General features: G+C 62.4%; 20 protein-coding genes. 11 read left to right on the top strand and 9 right to left on the bottom strand.

What is annotated here, in order from left to right; genetic code table 11:
- Positions 1 to 12: 12 nt before the first annotated feature.
- Genes VCK47_RS13260 through VCK47_RS13245 form a run of 4 tightly spaced genes read right to left on the bottom strand, consistent with a single transcriptional unit; the run spans position 13 to position 3,668 of the window.
- Positions 13 to 519, bottom strand: coding sequence for a hypothetical protein (locus VCK47_RS13260; protein WP_322890402.1), 507 nt, complete (start codon positions 517 to 519; stop codon positions 13 to 15).
- Positions 516 to 1,757 (bottom strand): folylpolyglutamate synthase/dihydrofolate synthase family protein, encoded by a 1,242-nt coding sequence (locus VCK47_RS13255; protein ID WP_322890696.1) that lies wholly within the window; start codon positions 1,755 to 1,757, stop codon positions 516 to 518. Before VCK47_RS13255 ends, VCK47_RS13260 begins: the two co-directional genes overlap by 4 nt.
- A gap of 29 nt (positions 1,758 to 1,786) precedes the next feature.
- The gene (gene accD / locus VCK47_RS13250; protein ID WP_322890403.1) at positions 1,787 to 2,707 is read right to left on the bottom strand and encodes an acetyl-CoA carboxylase, carboxyltransferase subunit beta; all 921 of its coding nucleotides are present in this window, start codon (positions 2,705 to 2,707) and stop codon (positions 1,787 to 1,789) included.
- Positions 2,708 to 2,762: 55 nt separating this feature from the next.
- Positions 2,763 to 3,668: a type II CAAX endopeptidase family protein gene (locus VCK47_RS13245; protein ID WP_322890404.1), complete on the bottom strand. Its 906-nt coding sequence runs from the start codon at positions 3,666 to 3,668 to the stop codon at positions 2,763 to 2,765.
- Positions 3,669 to 3,776: 108 nt separating this feature from the next.
- Here VCK47_RS13245 and ilvD point away from each other — a divergent pair, with 108 nt between their 5' ends.
- From ilvD to VCK47_RS13205, 8 genes are all read left to right on the top strand, one after another.
- Positions 3,777 to 5,510 carry a dihydroxy-acid dehydratase gene (ilvD, locus tag VCK47_RS13240; protein ID WP_322890405.1) on the top strand — a complete coding sequence of 578 codons (1,734 nt, stop codon included), beginning with the start codon at positions 3,777 to 3,779 and terminating at the stop codon, positions 5,508 to 5,510.
- 4 nt (positions 5,511 to 5,514) lie between these two features.
- Complete coding sequence (locus VCK47_RS13235) at positions 5,515 to 6,114, top strand: dihydroxy-acid dehydratase (RefSeq protein ID WP_322890406.1); 600 nt, start codon at positions 5,515 to 5,517, stop codon at positions 6,112 to 6,114.
- A 29-nt stretch (positions 6,115 to 6,143) separates the two neighbouring features.
- A complete protein-coding gene (locus VCK47_RS13230; RefSeq protein ID WP_322890407.1) occupies positions 6,144 to 6,917 on the top strand; it encodes a DUF6478 family protein in 774 nt (257 codons plus the stop codon).
- Between the two features lie 11 nt (positions 6,918 to 6,928).
- Positions 6,929 to 7,294 carry a hypothetical protein gene (locus VCK47_RS13225; RefSeq protein ID WP_322890408.1) on the top strand — a complete coding sequence of 122 codons (366 nt, stop codon included), beginning with the start codon at positions 6,929 to 6,931 and terminating at the stop codon, positions 7,292 to 7,294.
- Between the two features lie 123 nt (positions 7,295 to 7,417).
- The gene (locus tag VCK47_RS13220; protein ID WP_322890409.1) at positions 7,418 to 7,909 is read left to right on the top strand and encodes a fasciclin domain-containing protein; all 492 of its coding nucleotides are present in this window, start codon (positions 7,418 to 7,420) and stop codon (positions 7,907 to 7,909) included.
- 118 nt (positions 7,910 to 8,027) lie between these two features.
- On the top strand, positions 8,028 to 10,052 hold the full coding sequence (locus tag VCK47_RS13215; protein ID WP_322890410.1) for an NADPH-dependent 2,4-dienoyl-CoA reductase: 2,025 nt from the start codon (positions 8,028 to 8,030) through the stop codon (positions 10,050 to 10,052).
- A 184-nt stretch (positions 10,053 to 10,236) separates the two neighbouring features.
- Positions 10,237 to 11,142 carry a LysR family transcriptional regulator gene (locus VCK47_RS13210; protein WP_322890411.1) on the top strand — a complete coding sequence of 302 codons (906 nt, stop codon included), beginning with the start codon at positions 10,237 to 10,239 and terminating at the stop codon, positions 11,140 to 11,142.
- Positions 11,143 to 11,234: 92 nt separating this feature from the next.
- Entirely contained in the window at positions 11,235 to 11,972 is a 738-nt protein-coding gene (locus VCK47_RS13205) for a GGDEF domain-containing protein (protein ID WP_322890412.1), read from the top strand.
- Between the two features lie 5 nt (positions 11,973 to 11,977).
- On the opposite strand, the gene VCK47_RS13200 is transcribed toward VCK47_RS13205, so the two are convergent.
- The 4 genes from VCK47_RS13200 to VCK47_RS13185 are packed head-to-tail and all read right to left on the bottom strand — an operon-like array spanning position 11,978 to position 14,919.
- Positions 11,978 to 12,907, bottom strand: coding sequence for an OmpA family protein (locus VCK47_RS13200; RefSeq protein WP_322890413.1), 930 nt, complete (start codon positions 12,905 to 12,907; stop codon positions 11,978 to 11,980).
- Positions 12,904 to 13,470: a peroxidase-related enzyme gene (locus tag VCK47_RS13195; RefSeq protein WP_322890414.1), complete on the bottom strand. Its 567-nt coding sequence runs from the start codon at positions 13,468 to 13,470 to the stop codon at positions 12,904 to 12,906. The genes VCK47_RS13200 and VCK47_RS13195 overlap by 4 nt, the downstream gene beginning before the upstream one ends.
- Entirely contained in the window at positions 13,445 to 14,200 is a 756-nt protein-coding gene (locus VCK47_RS13190) for a GNAT family N-acetyltransferase (protein WP_322890415.1), read from the bottom strand. The genes VCK47_RS13195 and VCK47_RS13190 overlap by 26 nt, the downstream gene beginning before the upstream one ends.
- Positions 14,197 to 14,919 carry a competence/damage-inducible protein A gene (locus tag VCK47_RS13185; protein ID WP_322890416.1) on the bottom strand — a complete coding sequence of 241 codons (723 nt, stop codon included), beginning with the start codon at positions 14,917 to 14,919 and terminating at the stop codon, positions 14,197 to 14,199. The genes VCK47_RS13190 and VCK47_RS13185 overlap by 4 nt, the downstream gene beginning before the upstream one ends.
- Before the next feature lie 126 nt (positions 14,920 to 15,045).
- Between VCK47_RS13185 and map the strand changes: the two genes are divergently transcribed.
- The 3 genes from map (at position 15,046) to VCK47_RS13170 (ending at position 18,479) form a co-directional block, all read left to right on the top strand.
- Positions 15,046 to 15,858 carry a type I methionyl aminopeptidase gene (gene map, locus VCK47_RS13180; RefSeq protein WP_322890417.1) on the top strand — a complete coding sequence of 271 codons (813 nt, stop codon included), beginning with the start codon at positions 15,046 to 15,048 and terminating at the stop codon, positions 15,856 to 15,858.
- Between the two features lie 3 nt (positions 15,859 to 15,861).
- A complete protein-coding gene (locus tag VCK47_RS13175) occupies positions 15,862 to 17,361 on the top strand; it encodes an alpha/beta fold hydrolase (RefSeq protein ID WP_322890418.1) in 1,500 nt (499 codons plus the stop codon).
- An 86-nt stretch (positions 17,362 to 17,447) separates the two neighbouring features.
- Positions 17,448 to 18,479, top strand: coding sequence for a TRAP transporter substrate-binding protein (locus VCK47_RS13170; protein WP_416236676.1), 1,032 nt, complete (start codon positions 17,448 to 17,450; stop codon positions 18,477 to 18,479).
- A 2-nt stretch (positions 18,480 to 18,481) separates the two neighbouring features.
- On the opposite strand, the gene VCK47_RS13165 is transcribed toward VCK47_RS13170, so the two are convergent.
- Complete coding sequence (locus tag VCK47_RS13165) at positions 18,482 to 19,480, bottom strand: polyprenyl synthetase family protein (protein ID WP_322890420.1); 999 nt, start codon at positions 19,478 to 19,480, stop codon at positions 18,482 to 18,484.
- Positions 19,481 to 19,495 lie beyond the last annotated feature (15 nt).

The following is a 19,495-nucleotide window of genomic DNA, read 5'->3' as shown; positions in this document are numbered from 1 at the left end:
ACTGATTCGTTTTTAGCTGGTCGGCGCGTAAACTTCGCAAATCGGGCTGACGGGGGTCGGGCTGACCAGAAACGGGGTTTCAGGCGGCATCCCGCTTTCTTCGACCCAGACACCATTCAGGCAGAAATCCTGCGCATAGTTGCCAAGATTGAACCCAAAGCCCGGATTGCCGCAATCATCGGCGTTGCCATCGGCGTTCCACGCCTGGCTGACACCCAGCCCCAATTCACCGGGCGTCAGAAAGGCCCCGCGCGTAGGGTCGAAATGCAACTGCCATGTGTCGTCGGCCCCGCGCGTCTGCATGTCCCATTTGCCGATCAGCATGCCATCCAGATAACCCGCGATGCGGAATTCGGTCACGTCGTTCTCTGTGACCAAAGGCTGCGACAGGGCGGCTGGGTTCACCGTCATCTGGCCGGTCATGGTATAGCCATTGGCCCCGTCCCAGCAAAAATAGAAATCGACGGCTTGCGCCTGTGTGCCGATCAACGCCAGAGCGGCGGCAAATCTTGCGATCATTGGCTGTTCTCCCGGATGACATGGCCCGCCAGATAAAGCGACCCGCAGATCAGGATCCGCGCCTGCGGATGGCTGGCGCGGATCGCGGTGATCGCGTCCTGCACGCTGGCGGCAGTGGTGGCGGGCAGGCCCACGTCCGCTGCAAAGCGCGCCGTATCTTCGGCGGGGATCGTATTCGCCTCGCCGGGGATGGACACGGCCGTCAGGCTTTGGGCGATACCCGCCAGGGGGCGCAGATATCCTGCGATATCCTTGGTGTTGAGCATCCCGCAGATCAGATGCGTGGGGCGTGGCGATTGCGCGCGCAAGGTCGCGGCAAGGGCCACGCCAGCGGCGGGGTTATGCCCCCCGTCAAGCCAGAGTTCCGCAGGCGCGGCCAGATCGACCAGCGCACCGCGCGTCAGCTTTTCCATCCGTGCGGGCCAATAGGCGCGGGTGACGGCAGCCTCGCAAGCAGCCTCATCCTTGCCAAGATGGCGCAGTGCCGCGATGGCGGCGCCTGCGTTCATCACCTGATGCGGACCGGGCAGGTTCGGCAGCGGCAAATCTAGCAGGCCGCGTTCGTCCTGATAGATCAGCCGATCACGTTCGGTGCTGACATGCCAATGTTGTCCGTGGGCCAGCAATGGTGCGCCGTTGCGCGCGGCCACCGCCTCGATCACATCCATGCTTTCAGGGTGCTGCGGGCCGACAACGCAAGGCACGCCGCGCTTGATGATCCCCGCCTTTTCGCCCGCGATAGCAGCCAAAGTGTTGCCCAGATATTGCTGGTGATCCATGTCCACAGGCGTGATGATCGTCAGCGCAGGCTTTGCGATCACATTGGTCGCGTCCAGCCGCCCGCCCAGCCCGACCTCAAGCAAGGTGTAATCGGCAGGCGTTTCGACAAACGCCAGCAAGGCCGCGACGGTCGTGATTTCGAAATAGGTGATCGGATCGGTGCCGTTCGCGTGATAGCAGCGGTCCAGCACATCGGTCAGCGCGGGTTCGGAAATCAGCTCTCCCGCTACCCTGATCCGTTCGTGAAACCGCGCCAGATGGGGTGAGGTATAGGCATGCACCACGCTGCCGCCCTGTTCTAGCCCCGCGCGGATCATCGCCTGCGTGGACCCTTTGCCGTTGGTGCCAGCGACATGGATGACGGGCGGCAGCCGGTCCTGCGGATCACCCACAGCCGCAAGCAACCGCCAGACGCGGTCCAGGGTCAGGTCCATGACCTTGGGATGCAGCGCCATCATCCTTTGCAGGATAACGTCAGAGCCTTGTGTCACTTCTCAGCATCCACCGGTTCGGGTGCGGGGGCAGGTTCCGGCGCAGGCAGGTCGCCCTTGACCGCCGGTGTCTGCCTGGTCAGCAGGCGCACGATGGTGACCAGTTCATCCTTAAGATGGGTGCGTTTCGTGACGCGGTCCAGCATCCCGTGATCCAGCAGGTATTCGGCGCGCTGGAACCCTTCGGGCAGTTTTTCCCCGATGGTCTGTTCGATCACCCGCGCACCGGCGAAGCCGATCAGCGCATTGGGTTCGGCAATCTGGATATCGCCCAGCATCGCATAGGAGGCCGTGACGCCACCCGTGGTCGGATGGGTCAGCACGACGATATAGGGCAGCCCCGCCTCTTTGAGCATCTGCACGGCAATGGTCGTGCGCGGCATCTGCATCAGGCCAAGGATACCTTCCTGCATGCGCGCGCCACCGGCGGCGGAAAACAGGATCAGCGGGCGTTTGAGCGTGATGGCGCGTTCCGCGGCGGCGACGATGGCATTGCCCACATACATCGACATTGACCCGCCCATGAAGGAAAAGTCCTGCACGGCGACGACAACACCCGTGCGGCCCATGTCACCTTCTGCCACCAGCATCGCGTCTTTTTCGCCGGTTTTCTTGCGGGCTTCCTTGATCCGGTCGGTGTATTTCTTCTGGTCGCGGAAATGCAGAGGGTCTGCGACAGGTTCGGGCACTGCAACCTCGACAAAGACGCCGCCGTCGAAAAGCGACCGCAGCCGATCACGCGCACCGATGGCCATGTGATGCTCGCAATTGGTGCAGACGTTCAGGTTGTCGGCCAGTTCGCGGTGGAACAGCATGGTTCCGCATTCGGGGCACTTGGTCCACAGGTTTTCCGGCACTTCGCGGCGCGAAAACAACGAATTGATCGTCGGGCGAACGTAATTGGTGATCCAGTTCATATGCGGGCCTTTTGCTTGTCCCCCGTCAGATATGACCCTGCGGCAGAAAATGCAATCAGCGCCTGATCGCGATTCTTGCGGCCAGCCACATCACCAACAGCGATCCGGCCATGGTCAGCGCATAGGGGATCATCCATGGATCGAGCAGGGTCTGAAGGCTGTAATCGTAGGTTTCAGGGTCTTCGTAAGGATAAAGAAACAGCGCCAGCCCCGAGGCGGGCCAGTCCGTGACAGCATAAAGCAGCAGCGCAAAGGCGTTGTTGGCCAGATGAAGCCCGATGGCCGCGCCCAGATTGCCGGTCCGCGCGGTCAGGTCGGCGCAGGCCAGTCCCAGCGCCGCGGCCCATGCCGCCCAGATCAGCCCGTCGGCAGGTCCAAAGCCATTCCAGTAATGCAGCGTCCCGAACAGAACCGACGGAAACACCATCCACGCCCAGCGCGACGAGGACAGGCAGGCCATCTGCTGTTGCAGATAGCCGCGAAAGAACAGTTCTTCGGTACCGACCTGCACCAGAAGCGCCAGAAGCCCCAAAGGCAAAAGCAGCATCCATGTCCCGAAATCGCGCATCACCACCGTATCATCAGCCAGCGCCCAAGGCGGCAAAAGCTCGATCAGCAGCAGCACCAGCCCGACCGCCCAGCCCACCCGTTTCAGGTCGTCCCATGCGGCAGCGCGATCCCCGATCAGTGACCAGAATCCGCGCCGGTGCAGAACGTGCAGCAACCCCACGATTCCCAACCCCACGATTCCAAAGCCGTAGAACTGCGCCAGCGTCCCGAAGGCGCTGGTGCCTTCATAATAGGCATCCAATGCCGCGTCGGACAGGAACAGCGCCAGAACGAGCGGCGACAGATTGAAGATCAGATCGACCAGATAAATCATGACGACAACGCGCCACACATCCCGCACCGGCCATGCGGGGCGAACAAACTGTGCATGGGCGCGGTAGGGATCACTCATGCCCATGTTTAGACAGGCATCCGTTGGGCCTGCAATAACGGTTTCGCGCTTGTGTCAGTCCCGCCCGTTATTTAGACCAGTTCCAACAGTTTTTCGGGGAGAGATGTTATGCCTAACAGCCGTGTCGACAAATCCAGATTGCCCAGCCGCCATGTGACCGAAGGTGCCTCGCGCGCGCCGCACCGGTCCTATTTCTATGCGATGGGTCTGGACGAACATGAAATCGCGCAGCCTTGGGTCGGTGTCGCCACCTGCTGGAACGAGGCAGCCCCCTGCAACATCACGCTGAACCGGCAGGCGCAGGCCGTCAAGGTCGGCGTCAAGAACGCCAAAGGCACACCGCGCGAATTCACCACGATCACCGTCACCGACGGCATCGCAATGGGGCATGAGGGGATGCGGTCGTCGCTCGCATCGCGCGAGGCAATTGCCGATACGGTGGAACTGACGATGCGCGGCCATTGCTATGACGCGCTGGTCGGTCTTGCGGGCTGCGACAAATCGCTGCCGGGGATGATGATGGCCATGGTGCGGCTGAACGTGCCTTCGGTGTTCATCTACGGCGGGTCGATCCTGCCGGGCCGGTTGAACGGGCAGGACGTAACCGTGCAGGACGTGTTCGAGGCCGTGGGCAAGCATCAGGCAGGCAACATGACCGATGCCGAGCTTGAGATTCTCGAACGTGTGGCCTGTCCGTCTGCAGGTGCCTGCGGCGGGCAGTTCACCGCCAACACCATGGCCTGCGTGTCAGAGGCAATCGGTCTGGCGCTGCTCAATTCCTCCGGTGCACCGGCACCTTACGAATCGCGTGACCAGTACGGTGTCGCCTCTGGCGAGGCAGTCATGCACCTGATCGCCAAGAACATCCGCGCCCGCGATATCGTGACGCGCAAATCGCTGGAAAACGCGGCCCGCATCGTGGCCTGCACCGGCGGGTCGACCAATGCCGGTCTGCACCTGCCTGCGATTGCCGCCGAAGCAGGCATTGATTTCGATCTGTCCGATGTCTGCGACATCTTCCGCGACACGCCCTATTTCGTCGACCTGAAACCGGGCGGCAAATACGTGGCCAAGGATCTGTACGAAGCGGGCGGCGTGCCTGTCGTGCTGAAAGAACTGCGCAAGGCCGGTCTGATCCACGAGGATTGCATGACAGCGACAGGCCGCGTGATCGGCGAAGAACTCGACATGATCAAGGGCGAGGCGGACAACCGCGTTATCTATACCGTGGCCAACCCGATCACCAAGACCGGCGGCGTCGTGGGCCTGAAAGGCAACCTTGCGCCTGAAGGGGCCATCGTGAAGGTCGCGGGCATGTCGGAAGAAGAACAGCTTTTCACTGGCCCCGCCCGCGTATTCGAATGCGAAGAAGACGCGTTCGAGGCGGTGAAAGCCCGCGAGTATAAAGAAGGCGAAGTGCTGGTCATCCGCAACGAAGGCCCCAGAGGCGGCCCCGGCATGCGCGAGATGCTGTCCACCACCGCCGCCCTGTCCGGGCAAGGCATGGGCAAGAAAGTCGCGCTGATCACGGATGGCCGTTTCTCGGGGGCGACACGCGGGTTCTGCGTGGGCCATGTGGGGCCAGAGGCCGCGCAGGGCGGCCCCATCGCGCTGCTCAAAGACGGTGACATGATTACCCTGAACGCAATCACCGGCGAATTGTCGGTGGCATTGACCGATGCCGAACTGGAAGAACGGCGCAAGGCATGGACCGGCCCGCGCGAAACGATCTATGCGTCCGGTGCCTTGTGGAAATATGCGCAGCTGGTCGGGTCCACCCGTCTGGGCGCGCTGACCCATCCGGGTGCCAAAGGCGAAAAGCACATCTACATGGACCTTTAAGGGCATGATCAGGCGCGCACTGGCCCTGTTCGGGATCGCGGCGCTTGCCGCTTGCGATCCCGTCGGGGTTGCCCAGCCGGTGGCGCTGTTGGGTGGCGATCTGGTGGCCACGCCTCCGGCGGGCTACTGCGCTGATCCCGTATCAAGCCGTTTGCGCGCCGGTTTCGCGGTCTTCGCGCCCTGCGTGACGCTGGGCACCGACGCACCCGTGCCACAGGTGCTTGGCGTTGCCACAGTGCAAGCGGGCGACGCAGGGTCGGCGATGGTCGCAGGCGCGGAAACCGGCCTGCGCGATTTCCTGATCAGCCCGCAAGGGGCGGGTTTGCTCAGCAAGGGAGGCAGCGGCGAGACGGTGTCGGTCGTTTCCTCGCAGGCGTTCGGCGGGCGCGTTGTCGTCCATTTCCGCGATACGGGCGAGCCCCCGATGGACGGGCTTGGCCCCGACGAATGGCGTGCCTTTACCGATGTGAATGGCAGGCTGGTCACGGTCTCTGTACGCGGGCTGGATGACGCGCCGCTGTCGGCCGGACGAGGTAGCGCCCTGCTCGATCAGATGTTGCGTGGTTTGTCCGCTAGCGCGACCGTGGCAGACGCCACACCTTAGACGGGCGCGCCGGAAAGGACCGCGAAGCGATGCCGATCACACCACAGGGTTTGCTGGGCCGGCTGTTTCACAAAGGGGCGCTGGCACGCTGGCGCGCGGCAGCCCGACGCGCCAGCAAGACCGATCTGATCGCGCTGCGCGCGCAACGCTATCAGGCACGCCAGCTGAAATCAGTCTTGCAGGACCTGTGCCAGCAAGCCGATGACAGGCTCGCCCTGCCCCAGATCGGGTCTGATTTTTTTGCTCGTCCTGCCGGGACGGATTGGGCGTGGCGACCTGCGGCCTGGCGGCTGCGTCTGGATCGACCCGGACGTGCGCCCGTGCATGACAAGACCAAGATCGGACGCGAGATCGGCATCTATCACGACTGTCCGCGGTCCGAGATTGCCGTAAGGCAAATCCGAAACCTACGCGATTTTGACCTTTCCCCGTTTGGTTTGAGACTGGAGGTTTTCCATTTTGATGGAAACTATCTGTCTGTGGTTGTTGATCTGCCCGCAGAAAGCTGCGCCGGACTGCGCAAACACCATGTCATCGCATTGACGGCCACGGTCGAAACAGAACAGCCCATCACGATTTTCGCGCGGCTGAACCTGCGCCATGGTCCGAATACCGAACAGATATTGCTGACCCTTCCACAGAACGGGGCGCAATCGACCGTCGCCTTCGATCTGGCCTATACGCAACTGAACGAACAGCGCGCAGAGCGCATGTGGATCGACCTGATGTTCGACAATCCTGCCATGAACCGCGTCACCTTGCGCGATCTGACCATCTGCCGCTACCCGCGCGCACAGCTTTGAAAGGGCGCTTCATGTCTCATCCGGTTCTGACAGGATCGCATCTGCGCGCAGGTATCTGGGAATTCGGCGTTACAAGCACGGCAAGACCCGACCTGACCGCAACCCATGAAGGACAGCCCTTGCCCGACCTGCGCTGCGCCCCGGGTGATGCGCCTGACCGCTGGCTTTGCAGCCTGCCCGTCCCATCCGCGATCCTGAACGAAGGGCTACAAACCATCGTGATCCGCAGCACTGACGGCACCACCATCGGCAGCCTTGCCATCCTCTCAGGCGAGGCGCTGGCCGAAGACATCCGCGCCGAAATCGACCTGCTGCGCTGCGAACTTGACCTGCTGAAGGCGGCATTTCGCCAACAGCACCATGCGGGCAAACCCTAGCGGTACGTTCAATGATCCGGACTGGATGACAATGTGTCGCGATGTCAACTCTTCGTCAGAACGGGAACCGTAGCTGCTCTCGGCGCGTAACAAAGATGTTAACCAACTTGAGAGGAGCACGACATGAACCGTCGTTTCGCACTGAAATCCGCCTTTTTCGCAACAGCCATGGCTGCTGTCGCCGCCTGTACCCCGATGATGGACGGTGAGCCCGACATCGTCGATATCGCCGCATCCAACGGCAATTTCACCACCTTGGTCGCCGCCGTGACGGCGGCCGGTCTGGTCGATACGCTGAAAGGCGAAGGCCCGTTCACTGTCTTTGCACCCACCGATGCCGCCTTTGCCGCCCTGCCCGCTGGCACGGTCGAAAACCTGCTGCTGCCCGAAAACCGCGATCAACTGACCGCGATCCTGACCTATCACGTCGTCCCCGGTGCCGTGACATCCGACCAGCTGGCCGGTCAACGGCTGAGCGTGGCGACCGTGAACGGTGCCAATGTCCATATCGATGGCCGTGATGGCGTGACCGTCGAAGGTGCGAACGTGACGACCGCCGATATCATTGCCTCGAACGGCGTGATCCATGTGATCGACGCGGTTCTGCTGCCATAAACGGACCAAGCTGCGCGCGGCCCTGCTGGCGGCGCGCAGCAAACCCGATGTGACGCCACGTTGGGCGTGACGCGACCCGCGGCTTTGGCCATTCTTCGCCCATTGAGGGAGGCCCGCCATGTCGCATTATCCGCATCTTCTTGCACCGCTTGATCTGGGGTTCACCACGCTCAAGAACCGCGTGCTGATGGGGTCGATGCACACGGGGCTGGAAGAAACCGGCGACTGGAACCGCGTGGCCGAATTCTATGCCACCCGCGCGCGTGGCGGTGTCGCATTGATGGTCACCGGCGGCATGGCACCCAACCCTGAAGGCGGCGTTTTTCCCGGTGCAGCGGGGCTTTATTCCGACAAGGACATCGCCAACCACCGCATCGTCACAACCCGCGTCCATGACGCAGGCGGCAAGATCGCGATGCAGATCCTGCATGCGGGCCGTTATGCCTACGGCCCCAAATGCGTGGCACCGTCTGCGATCAAGTCACCCATCTCGCCTTTCGCGCCGCAGGAGCTGGACGAGGACGGGATCGAAAAACAGATCAGCGATATTGTCACCGCCGCCACCCGCGCCCGCGAGGCCGGTTATGACGGGGTCGAGGTGATGGGATCGGAAGGCTATTTCATCAACCAGTTTCTGGTGACCCACACCAACAAACGCACCGACCGCTGGGGCGGGTCCTACGAGAACCGGATGCGCCTGCCGGTCGAGATCATGCGCCGCGTGCGCGCCGCCGTCGGCCCTGATTTCATCGTGATCTACCGGCTGTCGATGATCGACCTGATCCCGAACGGGTCGACTTGGGAAGAGGTCGTTCAGCTTGCCAAAGCGATGGAGGCGGCAGGGGCGACCATCCTCAACACCGGCATCGGCTGGCACGAGGCGCGAATTCCCACCATCGCCACATCCGTGCCGCGCCGCGCCTTTGCATGGGTCACGCGCAAGCTGATGGGCGAGGTGTCGATCCCGATCATCACATCGAACCGGATCAATACGCCCGATGTGGCCGAACAGGTGCTGGCCGAAGGCTGCGCCGATATGGTCAGTATGGCGCGGCCTTTCCTTGCCGATCCCGATTTCGTGGCGAAGGCCATGGAAGGCAAAGCCGCCGAAATAGCCCCCTGCATCGCCTGCAATCAGGCCTGCCTTGATCACACTTTCAGCGGCAAACTGTCGTCCTGTCTGGTCAATCCGCGTGCCTGCCACGAAACCGAATTGACGCTCGCACCCGCCACAACGCGCAAGACGATCGCCGTCATCGGTGCTGGCCCTGCGGGCCTGTCCGCCGCCCTGACTGCGGCCGAGCGCGGGCATGATGTCACGCTGTTCGACAAATCCGACCGGATCGGCGGGCAACTGAACCTTGCCAAACAGGTGCCGGGCAAAGAGGAATTCTGGGGCCTTGTCAATTATTACGACACGATGGTCGCCAAGGCGGGCATCACGCTGGCGCTGGGCAAGGTCGCGACTCCGGACGATTTGGCCGGTTTCGACGAGATCATCATCGCGACAGGCGTGCTGCCGCGCGATCCGGGCATTCCGGGGCAGGACGGCCCCAATGTCGTGTCCTATATCGACGTGCTGCGCGGTAACGTGCAGGTCGGCGAAAAGGTCGCGATCATCGGGGCGGGCGGGATCGGGTTCGATGTGGCAGAGTTTCTTGTGACCGACCACAGCCCGACGGACCATCTGCCAGACTGGTTGCAGGAATGGGGCGTGGGCGATCCCGCCGAGGTGCGCGGCGGTCTGCGTATAGAGGGGCCGCAGCCCGATGCACCCGTGCGGCAAGTCACGCTATTGCAGCGCAAGGCCGAAAAGCTGGGCAAACGGCTGGGCAAGACGACAGGCTGGATTCACCGCGCAGGGCTTCAGATGAAGAACGTGCAGATGATCGGCGGCGTGAATTACGACCGGATTGACGCAGATGGGCTGCATATCAGCCACGGTGCCGACCACAGCGACCCCAAAGTCATTGCCGCAGATACGATCGTGCTGTGCGCAGGCCAGTTGCCCGAACGCAGCCTTGCCGATCAATTGATCGCAGCAGGGCGTTCTGTGCATGTGATCGGCGGGGCGGATGTGGCGGCGGAACTCGACGCAAAGCGCGCAATCGATCAGGGGACACGGCTGGCCGCGACGCTCTGACGTAGCGGAACAGCGGAACGCAGCGCCGACCGAAACCCTTTGCCACAAGGGATTTTCGGCGTTTCTGTTTCCGTATCGGCATCAAAGCAGCTTCCTTCCCCCATATTGTCAGGCATTTGTCCTATTCCTGCCTGAATTGATGGGCAAAACGATCCTAGCTACACAACTAAGTTGGAAGTCGAATATGGATCGCCTCACGGAAATGGAAGCCTTCGCAACCGTGGTTGACCAAGGTGGCTTTACCGATGCGGCGAAAAAAATGGGTATTTCCAAATCGGCCGTGTCCAAACATGTCTCGGCGCTCGAGGCACGGTTGGGTGCGCGGCTTTTGAACCGCACCACCCGCCGCGTCAGTCCCACCGAAATCGGGCTGGCCTATTACGACCGCGCGCGCCGCGTGCTGAACGACGCGGGCGAGGCGGATGCGCTGGTCACCTCCATGCAGACGGCACCGTCGGGGTTGTTGCGGATCAGCGTGGCGACCGATTTCGGCGTGAACCACCTGTCGCCGGTGCTGGGGGATTTTCTGGGCGAATATCCCGACATCACCGTCAACATGGTGCTGAACAACCGCTATGTCGAACTGATCTCGGAAGGCTTCGACATGGCTGTGCGGATCGGTGAACTTGAAGACAGCACCCTGCGCGCCCACAAGCTGACCGAAACGACACGGCGCATGATCGCAAGCCCCGGCTATTTCGCGCAATACGGCCGCCCTGAAAAGATCGACGATCTGAATGACCACAAGTTGTTGCATTATTCGAACCAGGCCAATTCTGCGGTCTGGAAGCTGACTGCGCCGTCGGGCGAAAAACGGCAGGTCCGCACGGCAGGCTGGCTGACGGTGAACGATGGGCAATCGCTGCTGAACGCCTGTATCGGCGGGCTTGGCATCGCCTATCTGCCCAGCTTCCTCTATGCCGACGCCATGCGCAAAGGACTGGTGGAAGAAGCGATCCCCGATCTTCCGGTGGAAACCCAAGGGATTTTCGCGGTCTATCCGCAGGGGCATTTTACACAGCCCAAAGTCCGCGCTTTCGTCGATTTCCTGTCGCGGACCTTTGCCGACAAAGGGCCGAATGCATGGTAATGACGGCTTTGGTGGCGTCCCTATCAATAAAGCATTAACACTTTCCGACTAGCCTGCCTCGCAAGTTCACAGAGGCGCTTATGGAACAATTGATGCGGCTACTCGAGCCCCGTAGCAGGCGGGGTGTCGTTGTGCGGGTGCTGTTCTTCGTGGCAGTCATTTCGCTGGCCAATATCCTTTTTGCAACATTGATCGGCCCGTTGCTGCCGGGGAAACCCGTTCTCTACCAGATCGCGAAATCGGCCTTTGTAGGCGGTCCGCTCTTGTGGTTCTTCTTTGTCGTGATGCTTTATCAGGTCCGCTTGCAGCGCCATTTGTCGCTGTTGTCGCGCAAGGACTGGCTGACAGGCCTGAACAACCGGCGCACCTTTCTGGACCTGGCCAGCAAGCGGCACAAGGACTACAAATCAGACATCCTGCTGATGCTCGACGCGGACAATTTCAAGCAGATCAACGATACCTACGGCCATCAGGCAGGCGACACCTGCCTGAAAGCGATTGCCTATATGCTCAAACGCAACCTGCGCGAGGAAGATGTCAGCGGTCGCATCGGGGGCGAGGAATTTGCCATCCTGCTGGCCAATTCAACGCCGGACCAGGCGCGCGTGATCGCAGAACGGCTGATCAAACCGATCCCATTCCGCGCAGGCCCCGCGCATCTGACCGTGACCCTGTCGATCGGTGCCGTCGTCACGTCACCCGACAGACCGCTCGAACAGTTGTTCAGCCTTGCCGACAAGGCGCTCTATCAAGCCAAATCCGAAGGGCGCGCGCGCGTGATCTTCGCAGGACCGGAGTTGGGCACGCCACGGATGCCGATCGCTGTCTGATCGCGCTACTGCGTTGATGTCACGATCACTTCGACGCGGCGGTTGGCGTCGCGCCCGGCTTCGGTCAGGTTGGTCGCGACCGGGGCCAGATAGCCCATGCCTTCGGCGGCAAGCTGACGTCGCGGGACACTGTGCACCGTGACAAGACGTTCCAACACAGACCGCGCGCGGCGCTGCGACAGCGCGATATTGGTGTCCAGCGCGCCAGCCGAATCCGTGTGGCCGACCAGTGCGACCACTCTGTCGGGGTTCGCCTCCAGATAGGCGGCGACCTCTGCCAAGGCGGGATAGGCCCTGTCGTCCAACTGCGCCGACCCCGTCACAAAATCCAGATCAGGCAGGATAGCGCGCCCGACACTGTCCAGTTGCACCGCAATCCCCTCGGGCGCCGCGACCTGCCCGGTGACAGGGGCGGACGCACTGGCAAGCGGTTCGGGTTCAGGCTGGTTCGGCACGACGCGTGTGACCTGCACAAAGCCGGCATCCGCCATGCGGCTGACAAAGAGGGTCACGTATTCGAGCCCTTCCGCAGTGGTGCGTTCAGCGGTCAGGAATCTGAAATCACCAAGGTTGATTTGCATCTCGGGCGGCGGCAGCGTGTCCATATCAAAGCGGAAATCGAACCCGCCGCAGGCCTCTGTCTGGCATTCGAACAGGATGCGGAACCGCGCGTCGCGCAATTGTTCGCGCAAAGGGCGCAGCAATTGCAAACTGGTCAGTGACACCGTGTCGATCCGCCAGGCCTGCCGCGTCATTTCGCCTTCAATCAGCGTGGTCGGCACTGCTCCGTCCTGCCAGATCCCGACGGGCAGGGCATAGCTGTCCAGCGGGCTTTGCTCTTCGGTCTGCAGGGCGGCATCGGCCGGAAAATCCAGCACCTGCGCTTGCGCCCCCGCCATCGAAAACGCCACCAAAAGACAGGCCAGTCTGATCATCGGGCCTGCGCGTGATAAGCGTCGTTCGGGCGCATGTCGGTTGCCGATGCGATCCGGTTGGTCATGTTGAAAAACCCCGCGACGGCCGCGATATCCCAGATGTCGCGGTCCGAAAACCCGACCTGCCGCAGCGCATCGCGGTCCTTTTCGGTGATTGTCCCGCTGGCCAGCGTCATGGTTTCGGCAAACAGCAGCATCGCTGTCTGGCGCGCATCGAGCGGGGCCACCCGCCAGTTCATCACCAGCATTTCGCCCAAGGCCGGATCGCCTGACAGCTGCCGGACCGCAGCCCCATGCGCGGTCAGGCAATAATAACATTTGTTGGCAGACGACACCGCCACCGCGATCATCTCGCGTTCCAGCTTGGTCAGGCCGGAGGGGGCCAGCATCAGATCGTTGTAAAGCCCCGAAAACGCATCGAGTTTGTCGATGTCGAAAGCATAGGCGCGCAGGACATTGGGCACGAACCCCAGCTTTTCCTGACAGATGTCAAAGTATTTCTGTGTCGCTTCCGGCAGCGGATCGACCATCGGCAAATCAAGGGCGGTCGGTTGGTCGGTCAAGGCTGTCCTCCGGCATGATGCGATAATGGTACTGTCCCACAACCTCCATCCCGAGGGAAGCATAGAGCGCATTGGCGGCGGTATTCGCCCGTGTCGCGACCAGCGTCAGCCAGCGCGCGCCCTGCCCCTGCGCCCAGAATGCGCTCGCAACCATCATGTGCCGCGCCAACCCTTGGCGGCGAAACGCCGTCGCAATTTCAACCGCATGGACCATGGCGCAATCACCGTGGATGCCCGCAAACAAGGTGCCTGCAGGCCGGTCCCTTGTGCGCCCGAGGATCGTGGTTTTTGGCATCGGCGCACGGTCCATGATGGCAAGCCTGCCTGCGCTGATCCCGCCTGCGGCCCAAATCTCGGCCTGTGCCGAAAGCGGTGGCCAGACCTCGAAGGTGGTCACAGCGGGCGGGCGCTGGATCGCGATGCGGTCCAGCGCGACGGCATGGATATTGACGGGGTCCTTGACCAGATAGCCGCGCTGCGCCAGCGCGTCATCCAGCGCCTCCTCGCCCTCGCGGATCATGAACAGCGGCCTTTGGCCTGCCGCGCGCATGGTGGAGGCGGCCAGTGTGATTTCGTCAGCCGTCCACGGCCCTTCTGCCGTGGCCGAACAGACCCGGCTGCTGTTGCTGGCGTCCAGCCGGACTGTCCAAGGGCCAACGCTGCGCCGCGCCGCGGGCGGCCACGTGCCTTCGATCACCTGATAGCACCGCTGCGCGGATGGCAGGGTCATCCGGCAAACAGGTCTTGCAGACGCGCGAAGGCGGCCTCGACCTGCGCTGAATCGGCCCCACGGATCACAAGATTCGCGCCGTAAATGCCGTTGCGCTGGAACGGATAGGACCCGACGGACAGGTCGGGGTGGTCCGCCGCAAAAATAGCCAAAGGCCCCGCGATATCGCCCTCGCCCCGCATCACCTCGAGCGTGCGGGACGAAAGCGGCGCGCCGCCTGACAGGGTCGGCAGAACGCTTGCGACCATCGCCTGAAAGACCGACGGCACGCCCGCCATGACATGCACATTGCCGATGCTGAACCCCGGTGCCGTGCTTACGGGGTTGTCGATCAGTGTGGCACTGGCGGGAATCCGCGCCATGCGCAGACGCGCGGCGTTCAATTCCTGCCCCGACCGGTCGTAATGCGCCTGCAACAGCGCGCGCGCATCGGCGCGTACGTCGATCGTGTCGCCAAAGGCAGCCGCGATGCAATCGGCGGTGATGTCGTCATGGGTCGGCCCAATGCCTCCGCTGGTGAACACATGGTCGAACCCCGCCGACAGCGCCTGCACGGCGGCGATGATCGCAGGGGCGTCGTCGCTGACGATGCGGACCTCGCGCAGGTCAATGCCCGCCTCGGTCAACCGCCCCGCCAGATGGTGCATATTGGCGTCGCGCGTGCGGCCCGACAGGATTTCGTCGCCGATGACCAGCATTGCGGCGGTGGGGTTGGGCATCTGGCTCTCCTTTTTATGTCACGGACCTTATAGATCGCGCCACGCGCTTTGCCATGCCCTTCGCAGCCCTAGAACTTTTGCGAGACTTGCAATATATCGACGCTTATAGGGCAAAGGATACGCGACGTGGACACCAACAAAGGCCGCCTGACCAAAGACGGCATCCGGATTTACGAACCCGCCGATTTCGACGGCATGGCAAAGGCAGGCGCGCTGGCGGCCACTATTCTGGACGAGATCGCGGCCCATGTCGTACCCGGCCAGACCACCGGAGAGCTTGACCGCATGATTACCCAGATGGTCAGCGATGCGGGGGCTGTCTCGGCCACGATCGGCTACAAGGGCTATCAGCACGCCAGCTGCATTTCGGTCAATCACGTCGTCTGCCACGGTATCCCCGGCACCAAGCTGCTGCGCGACGGTGATATCCTGAACATCGATGTGACTGTGATCGTCGATGGCTGGTATGGCGATACCAGCCGGATGTATGTCGCGGGCAAACTGTCGCGCAAGGCCGAACGCCTGATCGACGTGACACATGATGCGCTGATGAAAGGGATTGCCGCGGCAAAGCCCGGAAATACCTTTGGCGATATCGGTCATGCGATCCAGACCTATGCGGAAAGCCACCGCATGTCCGTCGTGCGCGATTTCTGCGGGCACGGGCTGGGCCGTGTATTCCACGCGCCGCCCAATGTGCTGCATTACGGGCGCGCGGGCACGGGGGCTGTGCTGCAAGAAGGCATGTTCTTTACCATCGAGCCGATGATCAATCTCGGTCGCGCCGATACCAAGGTGCTGGCCGATGACTGGACCGCCGTGACCTGTGACAAATCACTGTCGGCGCAGTTTGAACATTCGGTCGGGATCACCGCAGACGGTTGCCAGATTTTCACCCTCTCGCCCAAGGGGCTGTTCCACCCGACCTATCCCGTCTGATTGATGGGGCACCGGTTCTGGCCTTCGCTTGTCCTGATCGTGGCACTGGCCCTTGCGGGCCTGTCGATATTTCGACTCGAACAGGCGGGGGCGGGGCTGGTCATATCCGACCTTGCCGTGGGCGAAACCCCCGTCACGGTGGTATCGCGGCCCGATGTGGCCGACGCCCCTGTTGTCGTGATCGCCCATGGCTTTGCCGGATCGCGCCAGTTGATGATCGGTTTCGCGCAAACGCTGGCGCAGGCAGGCTATATCGTCGCAAGCTATGATCTCGAAGGACACGGGCGCAATCCGGTGCCGATGTCGGGCGATGTGACGTCCGTCGACGGCACGACGCGGCTCTTGGTCGAGGAATTGGGCCGCGTGATCGACGCAAGCCTGGGCCTGCGTGGCGCGAACGGGCAACTGGCGCTGCTGGGGCATTCGATGGCCTCCGACATCATCGTCCGGCAGGCGATTGCCGATCCGCGTGTGGATGCGACCGTAGCTGTGTCGATGTTTTCAACCGAAGTGACGGCCGAAGCGCCTGCCAACCTGCTGGTCATCAACGGCGCATGGGAAACGGCGCTTGCGGCCGAGGCGTTGCGTGTGCTGCGCCTGACCGACCCTGACGCGACAGTCGCGCAGACCTTGGGCGATCCTGCGGCGGGCACAGGGCGACGCGCGGTGCTGGCCCCGTCGGTGGAGCATGTCGGCGTGCTCTATTCCCCGACCAGCATGGTCGAGACACGCGACTGGCTGAACGCGGTGTTCGACCGCCCGAACGACACGTCCGTCGCCGCGCGCGGCGGCTGGATCGCGCTGCTGATCGTCAGTGTGACGGCGCTCGCATGGCCTTTGGCGCGCCTTGCGCGGCCTTTGCGCGCGGCCACACCGCCTGTGCGGCTGCCACGCGGTGTGTTCTGGGCTGCGACCTTGGTGCCGACGATCCTGACGCCGCTGATCCTGTATCCATTCGAGGTCGGTTTCCTGCCTGTGCTGGTTGCCGACTACCTTGCGCTGCATTTCGCGCTGTTCGGGCTGATCGGGTTGTTGTTCCTTGCCCGCGCGGGGGCCTTGCGTTGGGATGCGACAGGCTTGCTGCTGGCGCTGCCCATCGCGGTGTTCTGCATCGGTATCTTCGGGGGCATGCTGGATATCTATGTGGCGTCCTTTTTCGCCGTCGATGCCCGCATCTGGATCATCCTTGCCATCGCGGCGGGGGCGGTGCCGTTCATGCTGGCCGATGCCTATCTGACCGAAGCAGGCCGCGCGCCGTTGTGGCGGGTGCTGGTGGTGCGCACCAATGCGCTGGTCTCGCTGGGCATTGCCACGGCACTGGACATGGAAAGCCTGTTCTTTCTGCTGTTGATAATGCCGATCATCCTGCTGTTCTTTGTGCTGTTCGGCACTTTGGGCGGCTGGATCGGGCGGGCTGCGCAGCGGCCCATGGCGGCAGGCGTGGGCCTTGGCGTGTTTCTGGGCTGGGCCTTGGGCATGACCTTTCCGCTTTTCGCGGTGTGACCTTGAAATCGGGGGTCGCATCGTTATCTTTATCGCGTTGCTAGCGGCGGCACCTTTCCCCCAATCACCATGAAAGGATGCACGCGATGCACCTGCCCCCCTATGCCATGCTGGCTATGCTGGCGCTGACGACACCCGCCGTTGCCCAAGAGGTGACGTTGCGGTTCCAGCACTTTGTCTCGCCCGCGAGTGCCAACCCGACCTATTTCATGCAGCCTTGGGCCGACGCGATCGAGGAGCAATCCGGCGGGCGGATCAAGGTCGAAATCTATCCGTTCATGCAATTGGGCGGATCGGCCACCAACCAATACGACCTGATCCGCGACGGCGCGATTGATGGCGGCTGGGTGATCCCCGGCTATCAGCCCAACCGATTTCCCGAGGCCGAAGCGCTGGAACTGCCCTTCATGACCACCAAATCGGCGGAAGAGGCGAGTGCGGCAGCGTGGGACTTCACACAGGATTACCTGCTCGATGATTTCGCCGATGTGCATATCATCGCAGTCCACATGCACGGCCCCGGCATCCTGCACAAACGCGGGGACGCGCCCACCACGATGGAAGATTTCGCAGGGCTGAAACTGCGGGGCCCGTCGCGCACCGCGACCTTGTTGCTGGAAGAACTAGGCGCGGAGCCTATCGGCATGCCCGTCCCGCAGTTCCCCGAGGCGATTGCGCGCGGTGTGGTCGATGGCGGCGTGATCCCGTGGGAACAGGCCCCGTCGCTGAAGCTGGATGAACTGACCGACAGCCATACCGATGTGGCTGGCGACCGGTCGCTTTATAACCTCTATTTCCTCTGGGCGATGAACAAGGCCACCTATGACGCCTTGCCAGACGATCTGCGCGCGGTGATCGACGCCAATTCCGGCCTGATGGCCAGCCGCTGGGCCGGGCGCGCGCATGACACGGGCGATGCTGTCGGGCGCGACGTGATGGCGGCCAGCGGCAACACGATCGCCGAACTTTCGGTAGAGGAGACCGCAGAAATCATGGCCATTGGCGCTGGCGTCACCAGCCGCTGGATCGCGGAGATGAATGCCAAAGGGTATGACGGTGCGGCATTGGTCAGCGCGGCCCAGTTGGCGGTCGAGAATAACACAGGGTTGGTAGACTGATCCTATCTGATCCGGGCGACGACGTAATCGGCCAGATCGACCAGCATGGTTTTCAGCGGATGGTCAGGGATGACGCCCAGCGCATCCTTGGCCTTGGCCGCCCAGAGAATCGCATCCTGACGGGTGCTTTCCAGCGTGCCGTGCCGGTGTAGCAGCGCGATTGCATGGTCCAGATCACCGTCTTCCTGACGGCCTTTCTGGATCGTGCGGGTCCAGAAGGCGCGGTCGTCGGCATCCGCAGCCGCGACCGCGCGGATCACCGGCAAGGTCAGCTTACGTTCGCGGAAATCGTCGCCAATGTTCTTGCCGGTGGCTTTGGTACCGCCGTAATCCAAAAGGTCATCGACGATCTGGAACGATATGCCCAAGGCATCGCCGTAATCGAACAGCGCCTGTTTGATGGCGGCGTCCTGTCCTGCAATCTCTCCACCCACTTCCATCGCGGCTGAAAACAAGGCGGCGGTCTTGCCGCGCACGACCTTGATGTAAATCTCTTCGGTGGTGGCCAGATCGGCGGCGGCGGTCAGTTGCAGCACCTCGCCTTCGGCGATGGTGGCCGAGGCATTGGCAAGGATATCGAGCACCCGCAGTGATCCGGTTTCCACCATCAACTGGAATGACCGCGCGAACAGATAATCGCCGACCAGCACGCTGGATGTATTGTCCCAAAGCAGGTTCGCCGTGGGCCGCCCGCGCCGCTGGCTGCTTTCATCGACGACATCGTCATGCAGCAGGGTCGCGGTGTGGATGAATTCAACCGTCGCCGCCAAATGGATATGGTAAGGTCCGTCATAGCCGCACATCCGCGCCGCAGCCAAGGTCAGCATCGGGCGCAGGCGTTTGCCGCCCGCCTCGACGAGATGCGCCGTGACCTGCGGGATGCGCGGCGCATGTTCGGAAGCCATGCGTTCACGGATCATCGCGTTGACCGCTGTCAGGTCATCCGCCAAGGCGGCCGCCAATTGTTCGTGTGGTTTGGTGGCGGCGTGATCAAGGCTCATGCGAGGTTCCGTCAT

It is taken from the genome of Yoonia sp. 72 (assembly GCF_034652275.1).
In the GTDB taxonomy this organism is placed as follows: domain Bacteria; phylum Pseudomonadota; class Alphaproteobacteria; order Rhodobacterales; family Rhodobacteraceae; genus Yoonia.
Note: the sequence above shows the minus strand (reverse complement) of the source record. Positions and strands in the feature narration are given on the sequence as shown.

Excerpts from the sequence above, each read along its gene's own strand:
- VCK47_RS13235 (WP_322890406.1), top strand. The coding sequence starts at position 5,515 with ATGATCAGGCGCGCACTGGCCCTGTTCGGGATCGCGGCGCTTGCCGCT.
- VCK47_RS13185 (WP_322890416.1), bottom strand. The coding sequence starts at position 14,919 with ATGCCCAACCCCACCGCCGCAATGCTGGTCATCGGCGACGAAATCCTG.
- VCK47_RS13215 (WP_322890410.1), top strand. The coding sequence starts at position 8,028 with ATGTCGCATTATCCGCATCTTCTTGCACCGCTTGATCTGGGGTTCACC.
- VCK47_RS13255 (WP_322890696.1), bottom strand. The coding sequence starts at position 1,757 with ATGATGGCGCTGCATCCCAAGGTCATGGACCTGACCCTGGACCGCGTC.
- VCK47_RS13210 (WP_322890411.1), top strand. The coding sequence starts at position 10,237 with ATGGATCGCCTCACGGAAATGGAAGCCTTCGCAACCGTGGTTGACCAA.
- VCK47_RS13220 (WP_322890409.1), top strand. The coding sequence starts at position 7,418 with ATGAACCGTCGTTTCGCACTGAAATCCGCCTTTTTCGCAACAGCCATG.
- VCK47_RS13175 (WP_322890418.1), top strand. The coding sequence starts at position 15,862 with ATGGGGCACCGGTTCTGGCCTTCGCTTGTCCTGATCGTGGCACTGGCC.
- VCK47_RS13225 (WP_322890408.1), top strand. The coding sequence starts at position 6,929 with ATGTCTCATCCGGTTCTGACAGGATCGCATCTGCGCGCAGGTATCTGG.
- VCK47_RS13230 (WP_322890407.1), top strand. The coding sequence starts at position 6,144 with ATGCCGATCACACCACAGGGTTTGCTGGGCCGGCTGTTTCACAAAGGG.
- VCK47_RS13190 (WP_322890415.1), bottom strand. The coding sequence starts at position 14,200 with ATGACCCTGCCATCCGCGCAGCGGTGCTATCAGGTGATCGAAGGCACG.
- ilvD (WP_322890405.1), top strand. The coding sequence starts at position 3,777 with ATGCCTAACAGCCGTGTCGACAAATCCAGATTGCCCAGCCGCCATGTG.
- VCK47_RS13245 (WP_322890404.1), bottom strand. The coding sequence starts at position 3,668 with ATGAGTGATCCCTACCGCGCCCATGCACAGTTTGTTCGCCCCGCATGG.
- accD (WP_322890403.1), bottom strand. The coding sequence starts at position 2,707 with ATGAACTGGATCACCAATTACGTTCGCCCGACGATCAATTCGTTGTTT.
- VCK47_RS13170 (WP_416236676.1), top strand. The coding sequence starts at position 17,448 with ATGCACCTGCCCCCCTATGCCATGCTGGCTATGCTGGCGCTGACGACA.
- VCK47_RS13260 (WP_322890402.1), bottom strand. The coding sequence starts at position 519 with ATGATCGCAAGATTTGCCGCCGCTCTGGCGTTGATCGGCACACAGGCG.
- VCK47_RS13205 (WP_322890412.1), top strand. The coding sequence starts at position 11,235 with ATGCGGCTACTCGAGCCCCGTAGCAGGCGGGGTGTCGTTGTGCGGGTG.
- VCK47_RS13165 (WP_322890420.1), bottom strand. The coding sequence starts at position 19,480 with ATGAGCCTTGATCACGCCGCCACCAAACCACACGAACAATTGGCGGCC.
- VCK47_RS13200 (WP_322890413.1), bottom strand. The coding sequence starts at position 12,907 with ATGATCAGACTGGCCTGTCTTTTGGTGGCGTTTTCGATGGCGGGGGCG.